This is a genomic window from Facivitalis istanbulensis, assembly GCF_040560405.1.
Taxonomy (GTDB): Bacteria; Pseudomonadota; Alphaproteobacteria; order Sphingomonadales; family Sphingomonadaceae; genus Sphingomonas; species Sphingomonas istanbulensis.
This window is the reverse complement of record NZ_JAVSCQ010000001.1, coordinates 24087-48031: the sequence shown is the minus strand read 5'-3', so window position 1 is coordinate 48031 and position 23945 is coordinate 24087. Positions and strand designations below refer to the sequence as shown.

At 68.3% G+C, this 23945-nt stretch carries 28 protein-coding genes; 10 read left to right on the top strand and 18 right to left on the bottom strand.

Annotated elements, in window-relative coordinates; all coding sequences use genetic code 11:
• Positions 1 to 38: 38 nt before the first annotated feature.
• Together RN629_RS00245 and RN629_RS00240 are read left to right on the top strand one after the other, a co-directional pair.
• Positions 39 to 911, top strand: a complete 873-nt coding sequence (locus RN629_RS00245) for a hypothetical protein (RefSeq protein WP_407033274.1) — start codon at positions 39 to 41, stop codon at positions 909 to 911.
• A complete protein-coding gene (locus RN629_RS00240) occupies positions 911 to 1660 on the top strand; it encodes a hypothetical protein (protein ID WP_407033273.1) in 750 nt (249 codons plus the stop codon). The genes RN629_RS00245 and RN629_RS00240 overlap by 1 nt, the downstream gene beginning before the upstream one ends.
• Here RN629_RS00240 and RN629_RS00235 read toward each other — a convergent pair.
• The 7 genes from RN629_RS00235 to petA form a co-directional block, all read right to left on the bottom strand.
• Complete coding sequence (locus tag RN629_RS00235) at positions 1630 to 2223, bottom strand: GNAT family N-acetyltransferase (protein WP_407033272.1); 594 nt, start codon at positions 2221 to 2223, stop codon at positions 1630 to 1632. The genes RN629_RS00240 and RN629_RS00235 overlap by 31 nt on opposite strands.
• A 7-nt stretch (positions 2224 to 2230) precedes the next feature.
• Positions 2231 to 3091, bottom strand: a complete 861-nt coding sequence (gene hemF, locus RN629_RS00230) for an oxygen-dependent coproporphyrinogen oxidase (protein WP_407033271.1) — start codon at positions 3089 to 3091, stop codon at positions 2231 to 2233.
• Positions 3092 to 3125: 34 nt separating this feature from the next.
• Positions 3126 to 3581 carry a tRNA (cytidine(34)-2'-O)-methyltransferase gene (locus RN629_RS00225; RefSeq protein ID WP_407033270.1) on the bottom strand — a complete coding sequence of 152 codons (456 nt, stop codon included), beginning with the start codon at positions 3579 to 3581 and terminating at the stop codon, positions 3126 to 3128.
• Positions 3581 to 4117 (bottom strand): adenine phosphoribosyltransferase, encoded by a 537-nt coding sequence (locus RN629_RS00220; RefSeq protein ID WP_407033269.1) that lies wholly within the window; start codon positions 4115 to 4117, stop codon positions 3581 to 3583. Before RN629_RS00220 ends, RN629_RS00225 begins: the two co-directional genes overlap by 1 nt.
• A 185-nt stretch (positions 4118 to 4302) precedes the next feature.
• Positions 4303 to 5151 carry a cytochrome c1 gene (locus tag RN629_RS00215; RefSeq protein WP_407033268.1) on the bottom strand — a complete coding sequence of 283 codons (849 nt, stop codon included), beginning with the start codon at positions 5149 to 5151 and terminating at the stop codon, positions 4303 to 4305.
• Positions 5152 to 5176: 25 nt separating this feature from the next.
• Positions 5177 to 6475, bottom strand: a complete 1299-nt coding sequence (locus RN629_RS00210; RefSeq protein WP_407033267.1) for a cytochrome b — start codon at positions 6473 to 6475, stop codon at positions 5177 to 5179.
• A gap of 14 nt (positions 6476 to 6489) precedes the next feature.
• On the bottom strand, positions 6490 to 7083 hold the full coding sequence (petA, locus tag RN629_RS00205) for a ubiquinol-cytochrome c reductase iron-sulfur subunit (protein ID WP_407033266.1): 594 nt from the start codon (positions 7081 to 7083) through the stop codon (positions 6490 to 6492).
• A 276-nt stretch (positions 7084 to 7359) separates the two neighbouring features.
• Here petA and RN629_RS00200 point away from each other — a divergent pair, with 276 nt between their 5' ends.
• The gene (locus tag RN629_RS00200; RefSeq protein WP_407033265.1) at positions 7360 to 7836 is read left to right on the top strand and encodes a hypothetical protein; all 477 of its coding nucleotides are present in this window, start codon (positions 7360 to 7362) and stop codon (positions 7834 to 7836) included.
• Between the two features lie 63 nt (positions 7837 to 7899).
• Here the strand turns inward: RN629_RS00200 and RN629_RS00195 are convergent, their stop codons facing one another.
• From RN629_RS00195 to RN629_RS00165, 7 genes are all read right to left on the bottom strand, one after another.
• Entirely contained in the window at positions 7900 to 8634 is a 735-nt protein-coding gene (locus RN629_RS00195; protein WP_407033264.1) for a phosphoadenylyl-sulfate reductase, read from the bottom strand.
• Positions 8627 to 9085 carry a DUF934 domain-containing protein gene (locus RN629_RS00190; RefSeq protein ID WP_407033263.1) on the bottom strand — a complete coding sequence of 153 codons (459 nt, stop codon included), beginning with the start codon at positions 9083 to 9085 and terminating at the stop codon, positions 8627 to 8629. The genes RN629_RS00195 and RN629_RS00190 overlap by 8 nt, the downstream gene beginning before the upstream one ends.
• The gene (locus RN629_RS00185) at positions 9078 to 10703 is read right to left on the bottom strand and encodes a nitrite/sulfite reductase (RefSeq protein WP_407033262.1); all 1626 of its coding nucleotides are present in this window, start codon (positions 10701 to 10703) and stop codon (positions 9078 to 9080) included. Before RN629_RS00185 ends, RN629_RS00190 begins: the two co-directional genes overlap by 8 nt.
• Before the next feature lie 13 nt (positions 10704 to 10716).
• Positions 10717 to 11013 carry a DUF2849 domain-containing protein gene (locus tag RN629_RS00180; RefSeq protein WP_407033261.1) on the bottom strand — a complete coding sequence of 99 codons (297 nt, stop codon included), beginning with the start codon at positions 11011 to 11013 and terminating at the stop codon, positions 10717 to 10719.
• Positions 11010 to 11801 (bottom strand): uroporphyrinogen-III C-methyltransferase, encoded by a 792-nt coding sequence (gene cobA, locus RN629_RS00175; protein WP_407033260.1) that lies wholly within the window; start codon positions 11799 to 11801, stop codon positions 11010 to 11012. The genes RN629_RS00180 and cobA overlap by 4 nt, the downstream gene beginning before the upstream one ends.
• 63 nt (positions 11802 to 11864) lie before the next feature.
• Entirely contained in the window at positions 11865 to 13274 is a 1410-nt protein-coding gene (gene astD, locus RN629_RS00170) for a succinylglutamate-semialdehyde dehydrogenase (RefSeq protein WP_407033259.1), read from the bottom strand.
• Positions 13275 to 13285: 11 nt separating this feature from the next.
• Positions 13286 to 14662 carry a protein adenylyltransferase SelO family protein gene (locus tag RN629_RS00165; RefSeq protein ID WP_407033258.1) on the bottom strand — a complete coding sequence of 459 codons (1377 nt, stop codon included), beginning with the start codon at positions 14660 to 14662 and terminating at the stop codon, positions 13286 to 13288.
• A 37-nt stretch (positions 14663 to 14699) separates the two neighbouring features.
• On the opposite strand from RN629_RS00165, the gene RN629_RS00160 reads away from it, so the two are divergent.
• The 4 genes from RN629_RS00160 (at position 14700) to RN629_RS00145 (ending at position 18774) form a co-directional block, all read left to right on the top strand.
• Positions 14700 to 15572: an alpha/beta fold hydrolase gene (locus RN629_RS00160; protein WP_407033257.1), complete on the top strand. Its 873-nt coding sequence runs from the start codon at positions 14700 to 14702 to the stop codon at positions 15570 to 15572.
• 38 nt (positions 15573 to 15610) lie between these two features.
• A complete protein-coding gene (locus tag RN629_RS00155; RefSeq protein WP_407033256.1) occupies positions 15611 to 16747 on the top strand; it encodes a glycosyltransferase in 1137 nt (378 codons plus the stop codon).
• Positions 16748 to 16876: 129 nt separating this feature from the next.
• Complete coding sequence (locus RN629_RS00150) at positions 16877 to 18280, top strand: NAD(P)H-dependent flavin oxidoreductase (protein WP_407033255.1); 1404 nt, start codon at positions 16877 to 16879, stop codon at positions 18278 to 18280.
• Between the two features lie 8 nt (positions 18281 to 18288).
• Positions 18289 to 18774 (top strand): hypothetical protein, encoded by a 486-nt coding sequence (locus RN629_RS00145; protein WP_407033254.1) that lies wholly within the window; start codon positions 18289 to 18291, stop codon positions 18772 to 18774.
• A gap of 1 nt (position 18775) precedes the next feature.
• On the opposite strand, the gene RN629_RS00140 is transcribed toward RN629_RS00145, so the two are convergent.
• From RN629_RS00140 to RN629_RS00130, 3 genes are all read right to left on the bottom strand, one after another.
• Positions 18776 to 18967, bottom strand: a complete 192-nt coding sequence (locus tag RN629_RS00140) for a hypothetical protein (RefSeq protein WP_407033253.1) — start codon at positions 18965 to 18967, stop codon at positions 18776 to 18778.
• Positions 18968 to 19130: 163 nt separating this feature from the next.
• The gene (locus RN629_RS00135; RefSeq protein ID WP_407033252.1) at positions 19131 to 19526 is read right to left on the bottom strand and encodes a hypothetical protein; all 396 of its coding nucleotides are present in this window, start codon (positions 19524 to 19526) and stop codon (positions 19131 to 19133) included.
• A 106-nt stretch (positions 19527 to 19632) separates the two neighbouring features.
• Complete coding sequence (locus RN629_RS00130; RefSeq protein WP_407033251.1) at positions 19633 to 20631, bottom strand: 2-hydroxyacid dehydrogenase; 999 nt, start codon at positions 20629 to 20631, stop codon at positions 19633 to 19635.
• A 135-nt stretch (positions 20632 to 20766) separates the two neighbouring features.
• Between RN629_RS00130 and RN629_RS00125 the strand changes: the two genes are divergently transcribed.
• Positions 20767 to 21255 carry an SH3 domain-containing protein gene (locus RN629_RS00125; protein ID WP_407033250.1) on the top strand — a complete coding sequence of 163 codons (489 nt, stop codon included), beginning with the start codon at positions 20767 to 20769 and terminating at the stop codon, positions 21253 to 21255.
• Between the two features lie 104 nt (positions 21256 to 21359).
• Here the strand turns inward: RN629_RS00125 and RN629_RS00120 are convergent, their stop codons facing one another.
• The gene (locus tag RN629_RS00120; RefSeq protein WP_407033249.1) at positions 21360 to 22541 is read right to left on the bottom strand and encodes an acetyl-CoA C-acyltransferase; all 1182 of its coding nucleotides are present in this window, start codon (positions 22539 to 22541) and stop codon (positions 21360 to 21362) included.
• 91 nt (positions 22542 to 22632) lie between these two features.
• Here RN629_RS00120 and RN629_RS00115 point away from each other — a divergent pair, with 91 nt between their 5' ends.
• Positions 22633 to 23385, top strand: a complete 753-nt coding sequence (locus RN629_RS00115) for a prepilin peptidase (RefSeq protein WP_407033248.1) — start codon at positions 22633 to 22635, stop codon at positions 23383 to 23385.
• Positions 23382 to 23867 carry a hypothetical protein gene (locus tag RN629_RS00110; RefSeq protein WP_407033247.1) on the top strand — a complete coding sequence of 162 codons (486 nt, stop codon included), beginning with the start codon at positions 23382 to 23384 and terminating at the stop codon, positions 23865 to 23867. The genes RN629_RS00115 and RN629_RS00110 overlap by 4 nt, the downstream gene beginning before the upstream one ends.
• Positions 23868 to 23945 lie beyond the last annotated feature (78 nt).

Below are 23945 nucleotides of genomic sequence, written 5' to 3'. Positions count from 1 at the left end.
GGCATGTCGGCGGCGCGGGGCCGGAACAGGGAGGCAGGATGACCGTCAGGATCGGATCGTTATGGGACAGCACGCAGCAGGTGCTGGCGGGACGGGCCGGGATGCTCGCCCCCTTTGCCGCGATCGGCTTCGTCCTGCCCAGCGTGATGCAGCTTCTGCTGCTGCCCGGCACGACCCAGACCCCGGGCGCGGCGATGGGGATCGTCGCCATCGTGGTGATGCTGGTATCGATCGGGCTCAGCCTGTGGGGGCAGATGGCGATCATGGCGCTGGCCACCCATCCCGCGACGACGCAGGGGGCGGCGGCGCACGCCGCGATGGCGCGCCTGCCCGCGACGCTGGGGATCGTGGCAATCATGGTGCTGGTCGCCGCCGCGGTGATGGTCGTGCCGGTCGTGGTGCTGGGGATGTCGGGTTATGATTTCGAGGCGGCGATGGCGGCGGCGGGCAATCCCGCGCGGATGCCGGCCGTGCCGGCGGGGGCTGCGCTGTTCGTCCTTGCCTATATGCTGGTGACGGGGGTGGTGGCCATCTGGCTTGGGATGCGGTTGATCCCGGTCTATGCGGTGGTGCTCAATGAGCGGCGCGGGCTGGGGGCGTTTCGCCGTTCGATCGCGCTGACGCGGCGCATGACCTGGCGGCTGCTTGGCGTCACGCTCTTGTTCGGTATCGTCCTGACCGTCGCGACGCTGGCGGCGCAGGGGGTGACGGGCATCGCCTTCCGTCTGATCCTGGGGGCCGAGCGGATCGCCTGGGCGCAGGGGATCGCGGCGCTGGCCGGATCGATCGTCACCGCGGGTTTCATGACCCTGGCCTATGTGTTCGTTGCCCGGCTTTATGTGGCGACGGCCGATCGGGCGGCATCGCCCCCGGCCATGGCCGTAATGGAGGATGGCGCGCCATCTTTGTGATGCAGATCGATATTGCCGCCACGCTGGCCGATGCCTGGGCGATGTTTCGCCGGGATCGCGACCTGCTGATCCGGATCGCCGGGCCGTTCCTGTTCTGGCCGGCGCTCGCCCTGGGCCTGCTCGTTCCGCCGCCGCCCATGCCCGACGAGGCGGCGGCGGAGGCGACCGCGCGCGCCATGATGTGGATCGACGCGGTCGGCGCATGGGCGGGCCATTATGGTGCCTGGTATTTTGCCAGTTACGTCGTCGGCATGATCGGCACCGCCACGATGCTGTCGTTCGAACTGGGCGGCGGCGCGCCGACGGTCGGACAGGCATTGCGGCGTGCGCTGGCCATGGCCCCGCGCTTCCTGCTGGCGATGATACTGGTCGCTCTGCCGGTCGGGGCGGGCATGCTGCTCTATATCCTGCCGGGCGTGTATATCGCGGGACGGCTGCTGGTCGTCGGGCCGGTGCTGTTCGCCGAACGGCGGATGCCCGCGCTGGCCGCCATCGGGCGGTCGGTAATACTGACGCGCGGCACCGGGCTGGCCATGGCCGGGCTGGCGGCCTGCACCTATCTGGGCGGCATCGTCGCCACGCAGCCCTTTCTCGCGCTGCTCGATCTGGTGCAGGGCGGGGGGCCGGGCAAGCTGGTCGTGGTCGCCCTGCTCCAGATCGGGGCGGCGGCGGTCACGATGGCCGCGGGTGTGGCGCAGGCGCTGATCGCGGTGGCCGCCTATCGCCGGCTGGCGAGCCGGGGGATCTGAGGCGCGGCGTCGTCCGGCAACAGGCCGAGGTCGCGCGGATCGGGGAAGGTCTCCAGCGCCCGCGCGATCGGGGTGAATCCCTGCGCGCGGTAAAAGCCCAGCGCGGAGGGGTGGTCGAGCGTGCAGGTGTGCACCCACACCCGCGTCACATGCTGCGTCCAGGCGCGCATCAGCGCCTGCGCCATCAGCCATCGGCCATGGCCGCGACCCGCCAGTTCGGGGACCAGCCCGAAATAGCTGACCTCGCATTCGCCGGGCTGGCGATGGTCGAGTTCGAGCAAGCCGACCTCGATCCCCGCGCGATCGACGACGGCAAAGACCGAGACGGCGGGGTGATGGATGATCGCGGTCAGCATCGCGTCGTCCATCACCAGCCGCGAGAACCAGAGCCAGGGCGCACCGACACGCCGGAACAGCGTGCGATATTTGGCCGGATCGGGTTCGCGCCATGCGACGAGCGCCAGCGGCGACGCGGGCATGGGCCGGGCGCGGGGCCGTTCGCGCATCTCCAGCGTCGTGACGACCGTCGCGATCTCGCCCGGATCGACGGGGATCAGCGCCATGGGCCCCTCACTCCCAGGTGGCGAGGGGCGGCAGGCTCATCAGGATGGCATCGATATTGCCGCCGGTCTTCAGCCCAAACAGCGTCCCGCGATCATAGACCAGGTTGAACTCGGCATAGCGCCCGCGCCATGCCAGCATCGCCGCCCGATCCGCCTCGGTAAAGCCGCTGTCCATCCGCCGCCGGACGATCCGGGGAAAGATGTCGAGGAACGCCTGGCCCACATCGCGGGTGAACGCGAAATTGGCGGCGAAATCGCCTTCCAGATGATCGTAGAAGATGCCGCCGACGCCGCGATGGACCTGGCGATGCGGGATGTAGAAATAGTCGTCGGCCCAGGCCTTGAACCGGGGATAATGGCCCGGGTCATGCGCGTCGCAGGCGGCCTGCATCGCCGCATGGAAATCGGCGGTGTCCTCGGCGACGGGCAGCGGGGGATTGAGGTCCGCGCCGCCGCCGAACCAGCGCTTCGTCGTGGTCAGGAAGCGGGTGTTCATATGGACCGCGGGCACATGCGGATTGGCCATGTGCGCGACCAGGCTGATCCCCGTCGCCACGAAACGCGGATCGTCGCCCGCACCATGGATGGTCTTGGCGAACGGCCCCTCGAAGGTGCCGCCGACGGTCGAGACATTCACCCCGACCTTTTCGAACACCTTGCCCTTCATCACGCTGCGCACGCCGCCGCCGCCGGGTTCGCCGCTCGGGTCGGTGCGGTCCCAGGCGGTGTAGGCGAAGGAGGCATCCGATCCGGCCTCGCGCTCGATCGCCTCGAACTCGGCGCATATGCGATCGCGCAGGCTCTCGAACCACAGGCGGGCGGCGTCTTGCTCGGCGTCGAGCGCGATATCGGGTGTACGGCTGGTCATGACGGCGAGCTTGTCCATGCGCAGAGAGAAGAGGTCAATCGGCGATTCGGCCCCAGCCGGTCTGGCGGCGGGCCTCGGCCATCAGGATGCCGCCCGTGATCGCGACGTTGAGCGAACGGACGCCGGGGCGCATCGGCACGCGCACCCGGATATCGGCGGCGTCATGCACCATCGGCGGCACGCCCGCGCCTTCGGAGCCCAGCAGGATCACATCGTCGGGGCGGAACGCCATGTCGGGCAGCGGGATCGCGCCCGCCGTGGTCGCCAGCACGATCCGGCCCGGCGTGGCGGCGCGAAACACGTCCCAGTCGGCATGCCGCACGACCTCCGCCAGCGCGGCATAGTCCATCGCGGACCGCGCCAGCGCCCGGTCCGAATAGGGAAAGCCCATCGGTTCGATCAGGTCGACCGCGATGCCGAAACAGGTGGCGGTGCGGATCAGCGTGCCGACATTGCCCGCGATATCGGGCGCGTGCAGGGCAAGGCGCATCAATGGCCGGGGAAGGCCACCAGCGCATCGACCGTGACGCCGTCGGAGCGCAGCTTGTCCGCGCCGCCCAGGTCGGGCAGGTCGACCAGGAATTGCGCCTGGTTCACCACGCCGCCGGCCTTGCGGATCAACCGGATGGCGGCGCGCGCGGTGCCGCCGGTGGCGATCAGATCGTCGACCAGCATGACCCGCGCGCCGGGGACCAGCGCATCCTCATGAATCGCGATCCGGTCCTGCCCATATTCCAGCGCATAATCCTCCGCGATGGTGGCGCCCGGCAGCTTGCCGTCCTTGCGGATCAGCAGCACGCCGGCGTTCAGCGGCACGGCGAGCGCGGCGGCGAACAGGAAGCCGCGCGCCTCGATCCCCGCGATCAGATCGATCGGCCCCTGCGTGGCGGACGCCATCCGCTCCACCGTGCGGGCCATGCCGCTGGGGTCGAGCAGCAGGGTGGTGATATCGCGGAACTGGATGCCGGGCCTGGGGAAGTTCGGGATGGTCCGGATCAGGGCCTTCAGATCGTCATTGGCGCTCATGGCGGCTGTCATGGGCTAGGCGGGCGCGGGGGTAAAGGGGGAAGGGGACGCCGCCCATTCCCGAGTTCGCCCGGAAACCGCGCTGTGCGCTCCGGCTGCGTGACGGGTGGCGCGCGGCGGCCCGAAACGCGGGCGGTTGCCGGCGAGGGAACCGCCCCTCGGCGCTCATACGGGTAAGCCGGGCCTCAATGCTTCACGTCGCGCCAGACATTCTGATACGCGCCCCAGGCCAGGAAGCAGAAGATCAGGATGAACACGAACGCGCCGATTCCGGCCGCATGGCGCGATTCCAGCTTGGGCTCGGCGGTCCAGGTCAGGAAGGCGGCGACGTCCTTGGCCATCTGGTCGCGGGTCGCCAGCGTGCCGTCGGTATATTGCACCTGCCCGTCCGAGGTCAGCGGTGGTGGCATCGCGATGTTGAGGTTCGCGAAATAGGGATTGTAGTGCAGCCCCGTCGGCGTCTTGATGTCCGGGAATTTGCGCAGCAATGCACCGGGCTGGTTGCGATAGGCATCGGGGCCGACCAGCGAATAGATGTAGTTGGTGCCGTCATGCCGCGCCTTGGCCATCAGCGACAGGTCGGGCGGCAGCGCGTTGTTGTTCGCCGCGCGCGCCGCGACCTCGTTGGCGAAGGGCGAGGGGAAATGGTCCGAGGGCACGTTCTTGCGCGTCGTCGCCTCGCCCGTTTCCGGGTTGATGCTCGGCTGTTCGCTCACCCACTGGGTGGCGATCGCCTTCACCTCGGGGTCATTATAGCCCAGGTCCTTCAGGTCGCGGAACGCCACCAGCCGCAGCGAATGGCAGGCCGCGCAGACCTCCTTGTACACCTGAAAGCCGCGCTGGAGCTGGCGGCGGTCGAACCGGCCGAAAATGCCGTCCGACGCCAGATGCGCCTGTTTGGGGTGGAGGTGGAACTCCTCCTCGGCGGTGGGAGCGGGCGGGTCGGAGACGAGCCCTGACACGCTGCCCCACAGCGCGATGGCGAGGACGAGGGTGAAGGCCGCCCCGACCAGGAATGCGATGCCACGAACCATGTTCTAGATCCTCTCTCGGTTCGCGTCAGGCCAGAGCCGATGGGGTGGGGGCCGACTGGGTGGGAGCCGTGCCGCCATGTCTGGCGAGCACCGCCTCGGTGATCGAATGGGGCAGCGGCGCGGGCCGCTCCGTCCGCGCGATCCAGGGCAGGATCACCAGGAAGTGGAGGAAATAATAGGCCGCCGTGATCTGGCTGAGGATGATGAAGAACGGCGTCGCGGGCGAGCCGCCGCACCAGCCGAGCAGCAGCACGTCGACCACCAGCACCCAGAAGGCGACCCGGGCTTTGGGCCGGAAATTGTTCGACCGCACCGGCGAACTGTCCAGCCAGGGGAGGAAGAACAGCAACAGGATCGACCCGAACATCGCCAGCACGCCCCACAGCTTGGCGGGCAGGATGAAGTCGGCGGTGAAGGCGCGCAGGATCGCATAGAAGGGCCAGAAATACCATTCGGGCACGATATGCGCAGGCGTCGAGAGCGGGTTGGCCGGGATATAATTGTCCGGGTGCCCCAGATAATTGGGGAAGAAGAACAGCATCACCGAAAAGACCAGCAGGAACACGCCCAGCCCGACGGCATCCTTGGCGGTGTAATAGGGATGGAAGGGCACCGTATCCTGCTCGCCCTTCACGTCCACGCCGGTCGGGTTGTTCGAACCCGGAATGTGCAGCGCCCAGATATGCAGGATGATGACGCCCGCGATCACGAAGGGCAGCAGATAGTGAAGCGAGAAGAAGCGGTTGAGCGCGGCATTGTCGGGCGCGAACCCACCCAGCAGCCAGACGCGGATGGTGTCGCCGACCAGCGGGATCGCCGAGAAGAAGCCGGTGATGACCTGCGCGCCCCAGAAGCTCATCTGTCCCCAGGGGAGCACATAACCCATGAAGGCGGTCGCCATCATCAGCAGGAAGATGACGACGCCGAGCAGCCACACCATCTCGCGCGGCGCCTTGTACGATCCGTAATAGAGGCCGCGGAAGATATGCGTATAGACGACGATGAAGAACATCGACGCGCCGTTGGCGTGAGCATAGCGCAGGAACCAGCCGGCGTTCACGTCGCGCATGATGCTTTCGACCGAGTCGAAGGCAACTCCGGCATTGGCGGCATAATGCATCGCCAGCACGACGCCGGTGATGATCTGGATGGCGAGCGCCGCGCCCGCCAGCACACCGAAATTCCAGAAATAATTCAGGTTGCGCGGCACCGGATAGCCGGCCCCCACCGCGTTATAGACGAGGCGCGGCAGCGGCAGCTTCTCGTCCAGCCAGCGCATGACCGGCTGCTTGGGTTCATAATGCTTGGCCCAGGGAAAGCTCATGGTCCGGTCTCCCCTTACGCTGCCGTGCCGACCGTGACGGTCGTGTCGGTGTCGAATTTGTAATCGGGCACGAACAGGTTCTTGGGCGCCGGACCCTTTCGGATGCGCGCCGCCGTGTCATAGGCCGAGCCATGGCACGGACAGAAATAGCCGCCATAGGGGCCCTTGTTCTCGCCCTCGCCCGCGCCCAGCGGCACGCAGCCCAGATGGGTGCAGACGCCCAGCGTGATCAGCCAGTTCTTCTTGCCCGGCTTGGTCCGCTCCGCCAGCGTCTGGGGATCGCGCAGATCGGACAGCGGCACGGCATCCGCCTCGGCGATTTCCTTGGGCGTCAGGTTGCGCACGAACAGCGGCTGCTTGCGGAAGCTGGCCTTGATCGCCTGGCCCGGCGCGATCTTCGACAGGTCGATCTCGGTGGTGGACTGGGCGAGGACGTCGGCCGACGGATTCATCTGGTTGACGAGCGGCAGGACGATCGCCACTGCGCCCACGCCCGCGAAGGACGCGGCGGCGATGTTGATGAAATCCCGGCGGCGGGGGTCGTCGACCGTTTCCTCGAATGGCTCCGGGGCTTCGCCCGGGGGTACGGTGCTCTCCGTCATCGCCATTCGTCCTGTCCCTCCACCTTGATTGCGTACACGCCGGTACACCGTGACGGTCGTGCCGGATTGTCCCCGGTCCTTCGCCGCCCCTCCAAGTCCGTCCGCGAAGAACGGTCCGCCAAGTTAGCCCTGCTCGACCGGCTTTGCCAATCCCCTTTGCAGCACGTCCCCGGCCTTCGCCCAGGAACCATGGCCGCCCGTGCGGGGTTTCGGAACGATGGACGCGGATCGCACGCGACGGAGCCGGTGTTGCGCGGCCGGGCTGGCAGAAGGAGAGGAACGATGACCCTGAACAGGACGGGGTGGACGGCGGCGTTGCTGGCGGGCGTGCTGGCGCTGGGCGGATGCACCGATGGCTATGGCTATAGCGGGGTGTCGGTCGGTGCGGGGAGCGGCGGCTATGGACCGGGCTATTATGGTGGCGGACCCTATGGCGGCTATGATTATGCGCCGTCCTATTATGGCTGGTATAACGACTTTTATTATCCGGGCACGGGCGTCTACGTCTATGATCGGTATCGCCGGCCCTATCGTTGGGACGATGGCCAGCGCGCCTATTGGCAGGGGCGGCGCGATGCGTGGCGAGGCGGGCCGATCCGGGATCAGTGGCACGGATGGGGACGCCAAGGCTGGCGCGGGGATCGCGGTTTCCGGCCACCGCCGCCCGCGCCCGGTGCGGAGCGCTGGCGTGGCGGCGATCGCGGGCCGGGCTTTCGCGGACCTCCCGGCGGGCCAAGGGGGCCAAGGGGGCCGCGTTGACGGATCCACGATCGATCCGTGATGCGGCGGATCGGGCCCGGCGAGTCGGGCCGGGCGAAGCGGCTATGCCACCGGCCGGTGAATCCCGCATTCCACCTTGTCGAACCCGCGCCAACGGCCGGCGCGCGGATCCTCGCCGGGCTTCACCTTGCTGGTGCAGGGCGCGCAGCCGATCGACAGATAGCCTTCGGCCTCCAGCGGATGGCGTGGCAGGTCATGGTCGGCAAAATAGGCGTCGAGCGCCACCTTGTCCCAATCCGCCAGGGGATTGAGCTTCAACCGCCCATCCTCGACCTCGAAGCGGGGGAGCGCGCGGCGGGTGCCCGCCTGGAACCCCTTGCGCCCGGAAATCCACGCCTCGAACGGCGCGAGTCCCCGCGCCAGCGGCTCGACCTTGCGCAGGTCGCAACAGCCATCGGGGTCATAGCCGTGGCGGATGCCATCGGGGTCTTTTTTCGCCAGCAGCGCGGGGGCGGGCCGGATCACCCGCACGTCGGTCAGCCCCAGCCGTGCCACCAGCATGTCGCGATAGGCGAGCGTCTCGGCAAACATCTTGAGCGTGTCGGTGAACACCACCGGCGTCGCCGGATCGGCCTGCGCCACCATATGCAGCAGCACCGCCGATTCGGTGCCGAAGGACGACACCGCCGCGATCTGGCCATGCAGTTCGCCGGTCAGCAGCGTGCGCAGCATCTCCGGCGCCGGGATGCCCGCGAACCGCGCCTGATAGGCGGCGGCATCCTCCGCTCCATAAGCGGGGCGGACATCGATCCGGTCGAGCCGGCGCGGATCAGCCATGCCGCCGTTTCCACACCGGCACGCGGGCGTCGGCGGCCTTCTGATAGGGCAGCGGATAGAGGCCCAGCAGCGTGTCGAGCGTCGCCCGGTCGATCGGCGCTTGCGGCGCGAAACTGTCGAAGCCGCAGCGGCGCATATGCGGGATCTGGTCGACCAGCACGTCGCCCGCCGCGCGCAGTTCGCCCGTGAACCCCGCCTCGCGCAGGATGCGCGCGGACGAATAGCCGCGTCCGTCGCGAAAGGTGGGAAAGCTGATCTCGACCAGCGCGATCTGCTCCAGATGCGGCAGCAGTTCGCGCGCATCGTCGCCCGCCTCCAGCCGGACGGCGGTGGCGTTGCTCTGGCCCATGAACGCGTCCAGCGTCACCGCCGGTTCGTCCTGCACCATATCGTCGCGGAAGCGCAGCAACGCCGCGCCGGGACCTGCGTTCGCGGTGATCGGATCACCCATAGATCGCCTCCTTGAACGGCTGCATCCCCACGCGGCGATAAGTGTCGAGGAACCGCTCGTCCGTCTCGCGTAGCGCCACATAGCGGTCGGTGACGCGCTCGATCGCGTCGACGACCCCGTCTTCGTCGAAGCCGGGGCCGGTGATCTTGCCGAGCGACACGTCCTCCGCCCCCGATCCGCCGAGCAGCAGCTGGTAATTCTCGGTGCCCTTCTTATCGACGCCCAATATGCCGATATGCCCGGCATGATGATGGCCGCAGGCGTTGATGCAGCCCGAGATCTTCAGCTTCAACTCGCCCAGCTCGCGCTGCCGCCCGGCAAAACGCGCGCTGATCTTCTGCGCCACCGGGATCGAGCGGGCATTGGCCAGGCTGCAATAATCCAGCCCCGGACAGGCGATGATGTCCGAGATCAGGTCGAGATTGGCCTCGGCCAGCCCCGCCCCGCGCAGCGCGGTCCAGATCGCGTGCAGATCGGCCTTGCGGACATGCGGCAGGACGATGTTTTGCGCATGGGTAACGCGCAACTCGTCATGGCCATAGCGTTCGGCGAGATCGGCCATCAGGTCGATCTGGTCGGCCGAGGCGTCGCCGGGGATGCCGCCGATCGGCTTCAGACTGATGGTGACGATGGCATGGCCGGTCTGCTTGTGCGCGGCCACATTCCGGTCGAGCCAGCCCGCGAAATCGGGGTCGGAGCGGTCCACCGTCTCGGGCGCGTCGGCGGCGAAATCGGGGCCGCCGAACATCGCGGTGATCCGTTCCAGCTCGGCGACCGGCGGGTCGATGCCGAGGTCGCGGATCGCGGCGAACTCCGCCTCCACCTGCTCGCGATAGGCATCGACACCGATCTCGTGCAGCAGGATCTTGATCCGCGCCTTGTAGATATTGTCGCGACGGCCATAGCGGTTATAGACGCGCAGGCACGCCTCCAGATAGCTCATCAGATGGTCGGCGGTGATGAAGTCCTTCACCTCATGCGCGATCATCGGGGTGCGGCCCATGCCGCCGCCGGCGAAGATCTTCGCGCCCAGCACGCCGTCCCGCTCCAGCAACTGGATGCCGATATCGTGCAGCCGCATCGCCGCGCGGTCCTCGTCCGCGGCGATCACCGCGATCTTGAACTTGCGCGGCAGATAGGTGAATTCCGGGTGGAAGGTCGACCATTGCCGGAGCAGCTCGGCCCAGGGGCGCGGATCGGCGACTTCGTCCGCAGCGGCACCGGCGAACTGGTCCGACGAGATGTTGCGGATGCAATTGCCCGAGGTCTGGATGGCATGCATCTGCACCGTCGCCAGCTCGGCGAGGATGTCGGGCGCATCGGCCAGCTTGATCCAGTTATACTGGATGTTCTGCCGCGTGGTGAAATGGCCATAGCCGCGATCATATTTGCGCGCGATATGGCCCAGCATCCGCATCTGTCGCGAATCCAGCGTGCCATAGGGTACCGCCACCCGCAGCATATAGGCGTGGAGCTGAAGATACAGGCCGTTCATCAGCCGCAGCGGCTTGAACTGGTCCTCGGTCATTGCGCCCGACAGGCGGCGGCTCACCTGATCGCGGAATTCCTCGACGCGGGCATCGACGATGCTCTGGTCATATTCGTCATAGCGATACATCGGATACTCTTCTTCAGATGACCCAGGCGCCCGCGTCGGGATCGGCGGGCTTGAGCGTCAGGTCGGGACGCACCGTGGGGCCGAGCGCGCGGATACGGTCCTTGATATGCGCGGGGCGGGGGCCGTCGGGCGTCGCCGCGGCATCGATCAGATAGGGGACGTTGACCCGTCGCGCGCCCTCCTCGGCCTGCAGGATTGCCTCGCCCTGCGCGCCGACATCGACCGCGTCCTCGACATGGCGCGACCAGTCGCGGCCCGTCCACCAGACCACGTCGCCCGTCGCCAGGTCGTTGCCGGTCAGCAGCTTCATGCGTTCATCCCTTCCGCCACACGGGCCCAGCGCGCCAGCTTGTCCTCGGCATCCGACAACAGCACGACCTCGCCGACCACGATGATCGCCGGGCTTTGCACCTTCTCCCGCTCGACCATGGGGCCGAGATCGGCGAGCAGCGTGCGCACCGCGCGGTGCCCCTCCAGCGTGCCGCGCTCCAGCACCGCGACCGGCATGTCGGGGGCGACGCCATCGGCCATCAACTTGTCGGCGATGCCGTTCGCGGTCGCGACGCCCATATAGATGACGAGCGTCCGGCCCTGGCCGGCGAGCCCCTGCCAGTTCTGGTCGGTCAGCCCCTTGCACTGGCCCGCGACGAAGGACACCGCCGAAGCATGGTCGCGATGGGTCAGCGGCAGCATCGCCTCCGCCGCGCAGCCGAGCGCGGCCGAGACGCCGGGAATCACCTCGACCGGGAGCCCGGCGGCGCGCACCGCCTCCACTTCTTCGCCGCCCCGGCCGAAGATGAACGGATCGCCGCCCTTCAGGCGGACGACGATCGCGCCGGTCTTCACATGCGCGATGATGAGCGCGTTGATCGCCTCCTGTGGCAGGGTGTGGCGCGCGCGCCGCTTGGCGACCGAGATGCGCTGTGCCGAGGCGGGGGCGATGGCCAGAACGCGCGGATCGATCAACCCGTCATGCACGACGACATCGGCCTGTTTCAGCGCCGCGACCGCGCGAACGGTCAGCAGGCCCGGATCGCCGGGCCCGGCACCGACAAGGATCACGCGGCCACGCGCGCCGGGGTCGAGGAGACTAGCCATGGTGCGACAGATGATCGCGCGCGCACCGTTGCACAACCGAGCGATGCTTGGGCCGGGGGTAGATCAGCTTTGTGGCACCAGCCCCACCGGGATGGTCGCCGCGACGCTCTCCGCTTCCGCGCTGGCGACCGGGTAGGCGCAATAATCGGCGGCGTAATAGGCGCTGGGGCGGTGGTTGCCGGACCAGCCGATGCCGCCGAACGGTGCGCTCGACGCCGCGCCGTTGGTCGGGCGGTTCCAGTTGACGATCCCGGCGCGGATGCCGGTCCAGAATTGGTCGTACCGCGCGCGTGACGGACTGATGAGCGAGGCGGAGAGGCCGTAGCGGGTGGCGTTGGCCTGTCGGAGCGCATCGGCGAAATCGGCGCTTTGCGCGACTTGCAGGACCGGGCCGAACAGTTCGTCATCGGGGCGTTCGGCCATGTCCGTGACGTCGAGGATCGCGGGGCTGAGCAGCGGGAGATCGGGCCGAAGGCGTTCGAGCGGGCGAAGGATCCCGGCCCCCATGGCGACCCGTGTGTCGAACGCCGTCAAAAGCGAATCGGCCGCCGCATTATCGATCACCGGCCCCATGAACGGCGCGGGCGCGTCGAATGGCCCGCCGACGATCAGCCGGTCGGTCAGGCGGGTCAGCGCCGTCATCAACGGATCATATAGCCGATCCTCGACGATCACGCGTCGCCCGGCGGTGCAACGTTGCCCGGCGGTGGTATAGGCCGACTGGACGATCAGCGCGGCGGCGGCGTCCATGTCGGGCGCGTCCCAGACGATGATCGGATTGTTGCCGCCCATCTCCAGCGCGAGGATCTTTTCCGGGCGCTCGGCGAACTGGCGGTTGAGCGCCAGACCGGTGCGTGCCGATCCGGTGAAGAGCAGCCCGTCGATATCGTCATGCCCGGCCAGCGCGCGCCCCTGATCGGGGCCGCCGATCAGCAGGCGGACAACCCCTTCGGGCACGCCCGCCGCGTGATAGCAGTCGACCAGAAACGCCCCCGTGGCGGGCGTCTTTTCCGATGGCTTGAACACCACCGCATTGCCCGCCAGCAGCGCGGGCACGATATGGCCGTTGGGCAGGTGCGCGGGGAAATTATATGGTCCCAGCACCGCCAGCACGCCATGCGGCCGATGGCGCAGCGCCATGCGCCCGCCGGCCGGCTGCTCGGTCGACCGCTCGCCCGCGCGTTCTCCTTGCGCGGTGATCGAGATGGCGACCTTGGCGACCACCGTGTCGACCTCGGTCCTGGCTTCCCAGAGCGGCTTGCCCGTTTCGCGCGCGATCAGCGTGGCAAAGGCGTCGGCCCGTTCGCGCACGATCTCGGCGAAGCGACGCAGATGCGCGATCCGTCCGGCCAGCGGCATCGTGGCCCAGCCGTGCCACGCATCGCGCGCGATCGCGACCTCTTGCGCGGCGTCGCCAACGGGAAGCGCGGCGATCAGCGTGCCGGTGGCGGGCTCATGGGTCGACAGGGTCATGGCACGGGAGGCTAGGCCGCGGGTGGCGCATCGGCAAGCGCCTCTCTCATGGCGCGGATCCGTGCGACCTTGTCGTGCAGCATCGTCCAGTCGTCGCGCTCGGCGATCGGTGCCCAGATCGCCTCGACCTCCTCGATCAACATCGATTCGGGCGCGCCCTGCCAATAGGCATGGTTACGGGCGCGGCGCGGTGCATAGGGCTCGATCAGGTCGCGCAGCGCGTGCCACGTCTCGTCATAATGCTCCGGCACCCGTCCGCCGAACAGATCGAAATAGACCTGGTCGAGCGGGGCCTGGCTGTCGCGCAGCGTGCGTTCGAACGTCTGGACCAGCGCGCGGTCCTCGGTTGCCTCGCGTGGGACGATCCCCAGCCGCCACAGGACCGCCTCGACGATCGCCACCTGATAGCGCGCCGCGAAGCCGTCCAGCGCGGCGATCAGCGGTTCGCTCTCCGCGATCAGGCGCAGGCTGGAGGCGAGTTGCATGACGTCCCACAGGACCGCCTCGGGCTGGCGGCTTAGCGCATAGAGGCCCGACTGGTCGAAATAGGCGGCGGTGAATTCGGGGTCCCATCGGGGCGCGAACCGCCAGGGGCCATAGTCGAAGCTTTCGCCGGTCACATTGATATTGTCCGAATTGAGTACGCCATGGACGAAGCCAGCGGCCATGTAGCGCGCGGCCAGCGTCGCGGTCCGCTCCGCCACGAAGGACAGCAGCCGGACGGGATCGTCCGACGCGTCGTCATAGAAATGGCGCAGGACATAGGCGACCAGCCGCGCCATTCCCGCCTCGTCCCGCTCGAAGGCCAGCCGCTGAAAGCTGCCGATGCGGATATGGCCATGGCTCATCCGCACCATCACCGCCGAGCGGGTGGGGGAGGGCTCGTCGCCCCGGTGCAGTGCCTCGCCCGTCTCGATCAGCGAAAGCGTGCGCGAGGTGGGAACGTTCAGCGCCTCCAGCATCTCGGTCGCCAGGATCTCGCGCACCCCGCCCTTCAGCGTCAGGCGCCCGTCGCCGAAGCGACTATAGGGCGTCTGGCCCGACCCCTTGGTGCCCAGTTCGAGCAGGCGGCCATCGACCGCGTGCATCTGCGCGAAGGTGAAACCGCGGCCGTCCCCCAGGTCGGAATTATACTGGCGGAACTGATGCCCGTGATAGCGCAGCGCGAGCGGTCCCGGCAGCGTGTCGGGCAGGGGGGCGAACCGGCCCAGATGCGCGATCCATTCGTCGTCGGTCAGCGTCTCCAGCCCGATCTCGGCGGCGGCGCGATCATTGCGGAAGCGGAGGATCGTCTGCGGGAAATCGGCGGGCGCGACCGGATCGGCGAGGAAGTCGGCGATGGCGGTCAGCGGCTGGGCCGGGCGATAGGCTTGCGGGGACACGGGCATACCGCGATATGGAGGCGGGCCCCGAGGAGGTTCAAGCATGACGGCGTATGAGAATCGGTATTGGTGGTCGAAGGACGGGCTTCGGCTGCACGCCCGCGACTATCCCGGCACGGCGTCCGGGGCCGATGCGTTGCCGCCGATCATCTGCCTGCCCGGCCTGACCCGCAACGCCCGCGATTTCGAGGGACTCGCCGATGCGCTGGACGGCCGCGCCCGGCTGATCGCGGTCAGCTTTCGCGGGCGGGGCGAGAGCGCCTATGCCAAGGACCCGATGAGCTATGTCCCGCTCACCTATGTCCAGGATGTGGAGGCGATGCTGGACGAATTCGGCATCGGGCGCTTCGCGGCGGTCGGCACCTCGCTGGGCGGGATCGTGGCGATGGTGTTGGCGGCGACCGCGCGCGGACGGCTCGTGGGCGCGGTGCTGAACGATATCGGGCCGGAGATCGAGGCCGCCGGGCTGGCGCGTATTCGCGGCTATGTCGGGCGGGGGCAGAGTTTCCCGACCTGGCTGCACGCCGCGCGCTCGGTTGAGGATGCCAATGCGGACGTCTATCCCGGCTGGGGGATCGACGACTGGCTGGCCATGGCCAAGCGCACCCATCGCCTGACCAGCGCGGGGCGGATCGTCCTCGATTACGACCTGAAGATCGCCGAGCCGTTCCGGGTGCCGGGCAGCGAGGCGGGGCCGGACATGTGGGCCGCGCTCGACGCGCTGAACGGGGTGCCGACGCTCGTGGTGCGCGGCGAGCGTTCGGACATTCTGAGCGTCGGCGTGGCCGAGCGGATGGTCGAGCGGCTGTCCCCGTCCGAGTTGGTGACGGTGCCGGGCGTCGGCCACACGCCCCTTCTGACCGAGCCGGAGGCGCTGGCAGGGATCGGGCGGCTGCTCGACCGGATGGCCGGATAGCGGTTTCCAAGCCCCGCGCCGAACGCTAATCCCGCGTCATGGCCCGTCCGCTTCACATCCTGCACCTTCATTCCTCCTTCTCGCTGGGCGGCAAGGAGGCGCGCGCGGTCGCGCTGATGAACGCGTTCGGCGACGCGGCCAGGCACACCATCGTCTCCGCCATGCCCGAGGAACTGGGCGCGCGCGACGCCATCGCCAAGGGCGTCCGCTACGAGATTGCGCAGGACGCGCCGCCGCTGGCGGGCAAGCCCTCGGTGAAGCGCTATGAGGCGATCGCCGCCTTCATGCGCCGGTTCGACCTGGTGCTGACCTATAATTGGGGAGCAATCGACGGGGTGATGGCGCGCCGCGTCTTCGCCAAGGGCGCGCCGCCGCTGGTTCATCACGAGGACGGCTTCAACGCCGACGAGGCGCGCGGGCTGAAGCTGGAGCGCAACATCTATCGCCGCATCGCGCTGTCGGCGGCGGACGCGCTGGCGGTGCCCAGCCATGTGCTGGAGGGCATCGCGCGCACCAGCTGGAAACAGCCCGCCGAGCGTGTCCATCGCATTCCCAACGGCATCGCCACCGCGCTCTACGCCCGCGACCCCGATCCAAAGGCGATCCCCGGTTTCGTCCGCCAGCCGGGGGAGACCGTCGTCGGGGCGCTCGCGGGCCTGCGCGTCGTCAAGAACCTGCCGATGCTGGTACGCGCCATGGGCGGGATCGCCGGACGCTTCCGGCTGGTGATCGTCGGCGAGGGGCCGGAGCGCGCGACGATCCAGCAGGCGGCTGCCGCGATGGGCATCGCCGACCGGCTGGTGATGCCCGGCTTTCTCGACCGGCCATACCGCTTCATCCGGCATTTCGACATCGTCGCCCTGTCCTCGTTGTCCGAACAGGCGCCGATCTCGGTGCTGGAGGGGATGGCGGCGGGCTTGCCCATCGCCTCGCTTCCGGTCGGCGATGTCGCGACCATGGTGTCGGAGGCCAATCGGCCGTTCATCACCGACCATCCCAACGAAGTCCGGCTGCGCGATGTGATCCAGGCGCTGATCCAGAACCCCGACCACCGTGCGGCGGCGGGGGCAGCCAACCAGGCGCGGGCGCGGGCGGAGTTCGACGAAAGCCAGATGGTGGCGCGCTACAAGGCGCTCTATGAACGGGTTGCCGGTCGGCCGGGCGTGCTCGGCTGAGGTGCGTCAGGCTGCGATACGGGCCGCAAGCGGCCCACAACGCGCGACGCGCCGCTCTTGTTCAATTCCTTCTCGCTTAGCGTTACCAACACGCTATATGAGGCCCTTTAGGACCAGTAAGGTAAAGACGTGTTCAAAGGCTTGAGCCCCATCCTGTACAACGGCCGCGAGGTATGGCCGCTGATCGAAGGCGGGAAGGGCGTCGCCGCCACCAATCACGCCTCGGCGGGGGCCTGGGCGGCGGCTGGCGGCGTCGGCACCGTGTCGGCGGTCAATGCGGACAGCTATGACGCCGAGGGCAGGATCATTCCGCAGATCTACCGCGCGCTGACCCGGCGCGAACGGCATGAGGAACTGATCGAATACGCCATCGAGGGCGCGGTCCAGCAGGTGAAGCGCGCCTGGGACATTGCCGGTGGCAAGGGCGCGATCAACATCAACGTGCTGTGGGAAATGGGCGGCGCGCAGCGGGTGCTGGAAGGCGTCCTCGCGCGCACCAAGGGGCTGGTCGCGGGTGTCACCTGCGGTGCTGGTATGCCCTACAAGCTGTCCGAGATCGCGGCGCACCATGAGGTCAGCTATCTGCCGATCGTCTCCTCCGGCCGCGCCTTCCGCGCGCTGTGGAAGCGCGCCTATTCCAAGGCGGCGGAGTGGCTGGCGGCGGTGGTCTATGAAGACCCCTGGCTGGCCGGTGGCCATAACGGCCTGTCCAACGCCGAGGACCCGTTGCAGCCGCAGGATCCCTATCCGCGCGTGAAGGCGCTGCGCGATACGATGCGCGAGGGCGGGATTTCCGACGAGGTGCCGATCGTGATGGCGGGCGGCGTCTGGTACTTGCGTGACTGGAACGACTGGATCGACAATCCCGAACTGGGCAAGATCGCCTTCCAGTTCGGCACGCGGCCGCTGCTGACGCAGGAAAGCCCGATCCCCGAAGAGTGGAAGCAGCGGCTGATGACGATCGAGCAGGGCGATGTCCTGCTCCACCGCTTCTCGCCCACGGGTTTCTATTCCAGCGCGGTGCGCAATCCCTTCCTGCGCAACCTGGAATCGCGCTCGGAGCGCCAGATCGCCTTCTCGACCCAGGAAGCGGGCGACCATGTCTTCCAGCTCGATGTCGGGGTGAAGGGCAAGAATTACTGGGTTACGCGCAACGACCTGCTGCGCGCGCGCGACTGGTTCGGCCATGGCTTCACCATGGCGCTGAAGACGCCGGACAACACGCTGGTCTTCGTCACGCCCGAGGAGACCAAGGTCATCCGCAAGGACCAGGCCGATTGCATGGGCTGCCTGTCGCAGTGCCTGTTCTCGAGCTGGGCCGACAGCGAGACCAATTCGACCGGCCGTCTGGCCGACCCGCGCAGCTTCTGCATCCAGAAGACGTTGCAGGAGATCGCCCATGGCGGCGATGTCGAGCAGAATCTGATGTTCGCGGGCCACGCGGCCTATAACTTCAAGCGCGACCCCTTCTATTCCAACGGGTTCGTGCCAACGGTCAAGCAACTGGTCGATCGCATCCTGACCGGCGATTGATCGCGGACATGGCGCCAGACCTTCGCGTGGCGTTGCAGGATGTCGCGCGGGTGATGGCGCCATTCCCCCGTCATTGGTGGATCATCGGCAGCGCCGCGCTGGCGCTGCATGGCATAAGGGCGGGGACTGTCCAAGATATCGACCTGCTGGTCGATGAATCGCTTGTCGCAGCCGTGCTCGCGCGGATGGGGATCGCGCCATTGAAACCCGCGCCCGATCCATTGTTCCGGTCGGCGGTCTTCGCGCGCTGGATCGCACCGCCCGTGCCGGTGGAGGTGATGGCCGGTTTCCAGGTCCGCGTCGGCGATCAGTGGCGAACGGTCGCACTGCGATCCCGCGAGCGCATTGAGATCGAGGGTGGCGCGTCGTTCGTGCCGGATCGTTCGGATCTGCTGTCGCTGTTCGGCCTGTTCGGACGCGCCAAGGATGGGCCGCGGATCGCGGCGTTGGAACGGGCGGGAGCGCCGCCGCCGCCTGCGGCTCCCACCCGATAGATCAGTCCGCGACGGTGCCGACGACCGCGCCCGCCGTGCCACCGACCGCCGCGCCCTTTTGGACGTTCTTCCCCGTCGCCGCCGCGACACCCGCGCCGCCAGCGCCACCGATCGCGGCCCCCTTCAGCGTCGAACAGGCGGACATCGCCAGCGCAGCGGCGGAAAGGGTGAAGGCAATTGCCAGATTTTTCATCGGTGTAGCTCCTGTTCGTAATGACAGAAGGGGAATGCCGGGGAGACAGAGGGGGTTCCGCGCGGCAATGTTTTGACATGGACTATGGAAAGCGTCGCTCATGCGTCTGTTGTGTGACGGGGCGAACTGTGCCCATCGATGCCGTCATGGATGTGTCCTCCGTTCAATATTCCCGGGGCTGATCTACGACATAGCGGATCGTAAGGGAGCCCGAAGGCCTCCCATGGCCGGTAAAGTGCCGCCGCGTCTGACCCTTGATCTCCGCGCTATGAACCGTGACGATCAGATCGTTCGGCGATGTCCATCGCATGTCCGGCTTGGGGGATAGGACAAGGCCGGTGTTCAGGTCCTCGATGAGAAACCAGCCGTCATCCTGCCGAGGGGCGGCATCGACGCGAATGCGCAGTGCATTGCTTTCGCCGTCATTATAATCCGTCTCGATCAAGGTCGCGCTGTAGGGTGACGGTGAACTAGGATGAGACGTCCATTTCCGCTCGGATTTCTGAGCACAGGCGGTCAGGCACAAACAGAAGGCTGGAAGGCTGAGCAGGATTCTCATGACGGCCAAATACTGGTTCTCGGGCACGGAGGCCATGGGGCGCGGGCAGGCATCTGCATTGCAGTGCGGGCAGGATCGCGGCTCGCACCGCTTCGGTGCGAAACTCCTAAAGCCACCCCTCCAGCACCTGGTCGGGCGGGCGGTGGCCATCGGCCCAGCTCCGGATATTGGCGATGACCTTCTCGCCCGAAGCGACCCGGCCCTCCAGCGTCGCCGATCCCATATGCGGGGTCAGCACCACATTGGGCAGCGCGAGCAGGCGCGGATCGATCTCCGGCTCGTGCCGCCACACGTCCAGCCCGGCGCCCGCCAGCCGTCCGGCCTCCAGCGCGTCGACCAGCGCGGCCTCGTCCACGATCCCGCCCCGGCTGGCGTTGATGACATAGACATGCGGGCGCATCAGGCCGATCCGGCGGCGGTCGATCAGGTCGCGGCTGTCGGCGTTGAGCGGGGTGTGGATCGACACGATGTCGACCACCCCCAGCATCGCGTCGAGATCGGGATGCCAGGTCGCGCCCAGATCCGCCTCGACACTGGCGGGGAGGCGGCGGCGATTATGATAATGGATCGACAGGCCGAAGGCGCGCGCGCGCCGCGCGACCGCCTGCCCGATCCGCCCCATGCCGACGATGCCCAGCGCCTTGCCGCCGATGCGGTGGCCCAGCATCCCGCCGGGGCTCCACCCCTTCCACGCGCCCGACCGGACCAGCTTCTCGCCCTCGGCCAGGCGGCGGGGGACCGACAGGATCAGCGCCATGGTCATGTCGGCGGTGTCCTCGGTCAGGACGCCGGGCGTGTTGGTGACGATGATGCCGCGCGCGCGTGCCGCCTTCAGGTCGATATGGTTCACGCCCGCGCCGAAATTGGCGATCAGCTTCAGCCGGGGGCCCGCGCCGGCGATCAGTTCCGCGTCGATCGGGTCGGTGACGGTGGGCACCAGCACGTCGCAATCCGCCATCGCGCTGGCCAGCGCCTCGCGGCTCATCCGCACGTCGGTCCGGTTCAGCTCGCTGTCGAACAGCGCGGCCATCCGCTCCATGATCGGATCGGGCAGTTCGCGGGTGACGACCACCCTGGGGTTCAGGCAGCGGCGTGGATCGACCATGGCCCCGGATTGGGGCAAGCCCGGCGTGGCGTCAACCATCGAGTCGCGGGGGCAGAGTCGTGGGACGGCCGCGAAGCCGGTTGAAGCGGCCCCCCGCATCGGCGTAGGGTCCGGCGGGCAAAAAAGGGATATGAGATGCACAGGGCCATGATCGGCTGGGCGGTATTCGCGGCGATGGCCACCGCGACGGCGGCGGACGCGGCGACCGAGAAGAGGGCGCTGCCCTATTATGGATCGATCGGGGCATCGCTGGCGCGGATGCGCACGGGCCCGGCGCGCAGCTATCCCGCCAGTTGGACCTATCGCCGGCCGGACCTGCCCGTGAAGGTCGTCGCGGTGTTCAAGGAATGGCGCAAGGTGCAGGACCCCGACGGCACCGAAGGCTGGATGCTGGCGGCGCTGTTGCGCAACACCCGGACCGCGATCGTGCGCGGCACCGAACCCTTGCCGATGCACGCGTCCCCCGACCAGAACGCCAGGACATTGTGGCGCGCCGCCCCCGGCGTGGTCGGCCGGATCAGCCAGTGCGGCAGCGGCTGGTGCAGGCTCGATGTGAAGGGGCAGGGCGGCTTCGTCCCCGTCGAGGGGCTGTGGGGCGTCGAGCCGGGCGAGGCGCTGCCCTGATCGCCGGGCCACGCACCGTTCCCGGGATCGGCGCATAGCGAGGCGCGGAGGCCGGTCGTCACTCCGGCTTGTGCCGGGGCGATGCCGGCCCCTTGATCGGTCGCCTACAGCAACTCCACCGCCATGGCGGTCGCTTCGCCGCCACCGATGCACAGGGAGGCGACGCCGCGCCGTGCGCCCCGGCTCTCGAGCGCGGACAACAGGGTCGCCAGGATGCGCGCGCCGCTCGCCCCGATCGGATGGCCCAGCGCACAGGCGCCGCCATGGACGTTCAGCCGGTCGTGCGACAGGTCCAGTTCGCGCATCGCGATCATCGCGACACAGGCGAACGCCTCGTTGACCTCATACAGATCGACGTCGTCCGCCGACCAGCCCGCGCGCTCCAGCGTCTTGCGCATCGCGAAGACCGGCGCGGTGGTGAAGCGGGCGGGGGCGTGCGCGTGGGCCGCCTGCGCGACCACCCGGGCGACCGGCCTGATTCCCAGCCGCTCGGCGACGCTCAGCCGGGTCATGACCAGCGCGGCGGCCCCGTCCGAGATTGACGAGGCGTTGGCCGCGGTGATCGTCCCGTCCCTGGCGAAGGCGGGCTTGAGCGTCGGGATCTTCGCCGCGTCGCCGCGCGCGGGCTGTTCGTCCTGCCGGATCACGGCCTCGCCCTTGCGGGTCGTGATCGTGACCGGCACGATCTCGCGATCGAACTGGCCCGAGTCCTGCGCCGCCTTGGCGCGTTCGAGCGAGGCGATCGCGAAATCATCCTGCGCGGCGCGGGTGAACTGGAATTCCTGCGCGGCCTCCTCGGCGAAATGGCCCATCAGCCGTCCGCGCTCATAGGCGTCTTCCAGCCCGTCGAGGAACATGTGGTCGTACAGCGTGTCATGGCCGATCCGCGCGCCGCCGCGATGCTTGTGGCTGAGATAGGGCGCGCCCGTCATGCTCTCCATGCCACCCGCGACGATCAGCTCGGCCGATCCCGCCGCCAGCGCTTCGGCGGCCATCATCGCGGCCTGCATCCCGGATCCGCACATCTTGTTGACGGTGGTGGCCTCCACCTGCTCGCCCAGCCCGGCATGGATCGCCGCCTGGCGCGCCGGAGCCTGGCCCAGCCCGGCGGGCAGCACGCAGCCCATATGGATACGCTCGATCGCGGATGCCGCGACGCCGGCGCGCTCGACCGCGCCCTTGACGGCGGCAGCGCCCAATTGCGTCGCGGTCAAGTCCGACAGGCCGCCCTGGAAGGATCCGATGGGGGTCCGGGCATAGGACAGGATGACGATGGGGTCCGTCATGGCTTCATTCTCTCCGGTGATTATCATTTTGCGAGCGCTCTACGCCTTTTGGCGATGGTGCGCAAAGCGCGGTGGCGATAGGGAGCCGCGCATGGCGACATCGCTGATCTGGGCGTTGATCTATGGCGGGGGCGGCGCGATCGCGGGGTCGTTCCTGGCCGCGCTGGTGCTGCGCTGGCTCGATGGGCGCTCGGTGATGGCGGGGCGATCGGCCTGCGATGCGTGCGGCGCGACGCTGCGCGCGTGGGAACTGGTGCCGCTGGTCAGTGCGCTCGCGCTGCGCGGTCGCTGCGCGCGCTGTGGCCATGCGATCGATCCGGTGCATGGTCGCATCGAGGCGCTGGCGGCGTTGATCGGGGCCGGCGCGGGCTGGGTCGCCGGACCGGCGGGATGGACGGGGGCGCTGTTCGGCTGGCTGTTGCTGGCATTGGCGGCGCTCGATCTGCTGGCCCTGTGGCTGCCCGACCGGCTGACCATCCTGCTGGCCGTGGCGGGGCTCGTGACGGGGGCGTTGGGCTTCGCGCCGTCGCTGGCCGATCGCATCGTCGGCGGGCTGGTCGGCTTTGGCGGGCTATGGGCCATCGCCACGGCCTATCGCCTTGCGCGCGGGCGAGAGGGAATGGGCGGCGGCGATCCCAAGCTGATGGGCGCGATCGGGCTGTGGCTGGGCTGGCGGATGCTGCCCGCCGTGCTGCTGGTCGCCTGTCTGATCGGGCTGGGGTTCGTCGGATGGCGCGCGCTGGCCGGGCGGCGGGCGGCGGCGGACGACAGGGTGCCGCTGGGATTCCTGCTGGCGCTGGCGGCCTATCCCGCCTGGGCATTGATGCTATGGTGGGCGGCATGATGCCGTCGCTTCTCCACGCCGTGATGCTGGTATCGGCCATCGGCCCGGCCGCCCAGAGTCTCGCCCAGGCTTCCGCGCAGACTTCCGTTCCGCCCGCCACGGTCGCCGCGCCGTCAATCCTGGGCACCCTGCCGCGTCAGGCATTGCCGCAGCGGGGATGTGCCGCCTTTTTGTGGACGGTCGAGGACCAGAGGCTGGTCGCCATGGCCGAGCACGGACGGCTGCGCATCATGCTCGACGACAAGCCGGTCGACCTGCCCGTGACCCGGGCGGAGGGCGCGGGCGCGTTCGGCTTCGCCGGGGTGACGAGCTATGCGGGCAGCGGGGCGGCGGTGACCCTGTCGATGACGGTCGTGCAGCGCGACACGCTCAAGGACGGTGCGATCGTCGGCGATGCGTCGTTGCGGGTCGCGAGGAATGGCGGCGACGAAATCGCGGTGCCGGTCGGCGGCCTGATCGGTTGCGCGCCGCAAAACCCCTGATCACAGCCGCGCGAGCCTATGAGGGAACTCCCGCTGTCGTTTCTGCGTTGGCGAGGATGGGGGATCGATCCGAATAGT

What these genes read in the sequence shown, in the direction of transcription:
- cobA (WP_407033260.1), bottom strand. Translation starts at nt 11,801, where the DNA reads ATGGCTAGTCTCCTCGACCCCGGCGCGCGTGGCCGCGTGATCCTTGTC.
- RN629_RS00165 (WP_407033258.1), bottom strand. Translation starts at nt 14,662, where the DNA reads ATGCCCGTGTCCCCGCAAGCCTATCGCCCGGCCCAGCCGCTGACCGCC.
- RN629_RS00115 (WP_407033248.1), top strand. Translation starts at nt 22,633, where the DNA reads ATGGCGACATCGCTGATCTGGGCGTTGATCTATGGCGGGGGCGGCGCG.
- RN629_RS00200 (WP_407033265.1), top strand. Translation starts at nt 7,360, where the DNA reads ATGACCCTGAACAGGACGGGGTGGACGGCGGCGTTGCTGGCGGGCGTG.
- RN629_RS00215 (WP_407033268.1), bottom strand. Translation starts at nt 5,151, where the DNA reads ATGGTTCGTGGCATCGCATTCCTGGTCGGGGCGGCCTTCACCCTCGTC.
- RN629_RS00140 (WP_407033253.1), bottom strand. Translation starts at nt 18,967, where the DNA reads ATGAAAAATCTGGCAATTGCCTTCACCCTTTCCGCCGCTGCGCTGGCG.
- RN629_RS00160 (WP_407033257.1), top strand. Translation starts at nt 14,700, where the DNA reads ATGACGGCGTATGAGAATCGGTATTGGTGGTCGAAGGACGGGCTTCGG.
- RN629_RS00195 (WP_407033264.1), bottom strand. Translation starts at nt 8,634, where the DNA reads ATGGCTGATCCGCGCCGGCTCGACCGGATCGATGTCCGCCCCGCTTAT.
- RN629_RS00185 (WP_407033262.1), bottom strand. Translation starts at nt 10,703, where the DNA reads ATGTATCGCTATGACGAATATGACCAGAGCATCGTCGATGCCCGCGTC.
- RN629_RS00120 (WP_407033249.1), bottom strand. Translation starts at nt 22,541, where the DNA reads ATGACGGACCCCATCGTCATCCTGTCCTATGCCCGGACCCCCATCGGA.
- RN629_RS00125 (WP_407033250.1), top strand. Translation starts at nt 20,767, where the DNA reads ATGCACAGGGCCATGATCGGCTGGGCGGTATTCGCGGCGATGGCCACC.
- RN629_RS00245 (WP_407033274.1), top strand. Translation starts at nt 39, where the DNA reads ATGACCGTCAGGATCGGATCGTTATGGGACAGCACGCAGCAGGTGCTG.
- RN629_RS00190 (WP_407033263.1), bottom strand. Translation starts at nt 9,085, where the DNA reads ATGGGTGATCCGATCACCGCGAACGCAGGTCCCGGCGCGGCGTTGCTG.
- astD (WP_407033259.1), bottom strand. Translation starts at nt 13,274, where the DNA reads ATGACCCTGTCGACCCATGAGCCCGCCACCGGCACGCTGATCGCCGCG.
- RN629_RS00240 (WP_407033273.1), top strand. Translation starts at nt 911, where the DNA reads ATGCAGATCGATATTGCCGCCACGCTGGCCGATGCCTGGGCGATGTTT.
- RN629_RS00235 (WP_407033272.1), bottom strand. Translation starts at nt 2,223, where the DNA reads ATGGCGCTGATCCCCGTCGATCCGGGCGAGATCGCGACGGTCGTCACG.
- RN629_RS00225 (WP_407033270.1), bottom strand. Translation starts at nt 3,581, where the DNA reads ATGCGCCTTGCCCTGCACGCGCCCGATATCGCGGGCAATGTCGGCACG.
- hemF (WP_407033271.1), bottom strand. Translation starts at nt 3,091, where the DNA reads ATGACCAGCCGTACACCCGATATCGCGCTCGACGCCGAGCAAGACGCC.
- RN629_RS00220 (WP_407033269.1), bottom strand. Translation starts at nt 4,117, where the DNA reads ATGAGCGCCAATGACGATCTGAAGGCCCTGATCCGGACCATCCCGAAC.
- RN629_RS00145 (WP_407033254.1), top strand. Translation starts at nt 18,289, where the DNA reads ATGGCGCCAGACCTTCGCGTGGCGTTGCAGGATGTCGCGCGGGTGATG.
- RN629_RS00130 (WP_407033251.1), bottom strand. Translation starts at nt 20,631, where the DNA reads ATGGTCGATCCACGCCGCTGCCTGAACCCCAGGGTGGTCGTCACCCGC.
- petA (WP_407033266.1), bottom strand. Translation starts at nt 7,083, where the DNA reads ATGGCGATGACGGAGAGCACCGTACCCCCGGGCGAAGCCCCGGAGCCA.
- RN629_RS00135 (WP_407033252.1), bottom strand. Translation starts at nt 19,526, where the DNA reads ATGAGAATCCTGCTCAGCCTTCCAGCCTTCTGTTTGTGCCTGACCGCC.
- RN629_RS00155 (WP_407033256.1), top strand. Translation starts at nt 15,611, where the DNA reads ATGGCCCGTCCGCTTCACATCCTGCACCTTCATTCCTCCTTCTCGCTG.
- RN629_RS00110 (WP_407033247.1), top strand. Translation starts at nt 23,382, where the DNA reads ATGATGCCGTCGCTTCTCCACGCCGTGATGCTGGTATCGGCCATCGGC.
- RN629_RS00180 (WP_407033261.1), bottom strand. Translation starts at nt 11,013, where the DNA reads ATGAAGCTGCTGACCGGCAACGACCTGGCGACGGGCGACGTGGTCTGG.
- RN629_RS00210 (WP_407033267.1), bottom strand. Translation starts at nt 6,475, where the DNA reads ATGAGCTTTCCCTGGGCCAAGCATTATGAACCCAAGCAGCCGGTCATG.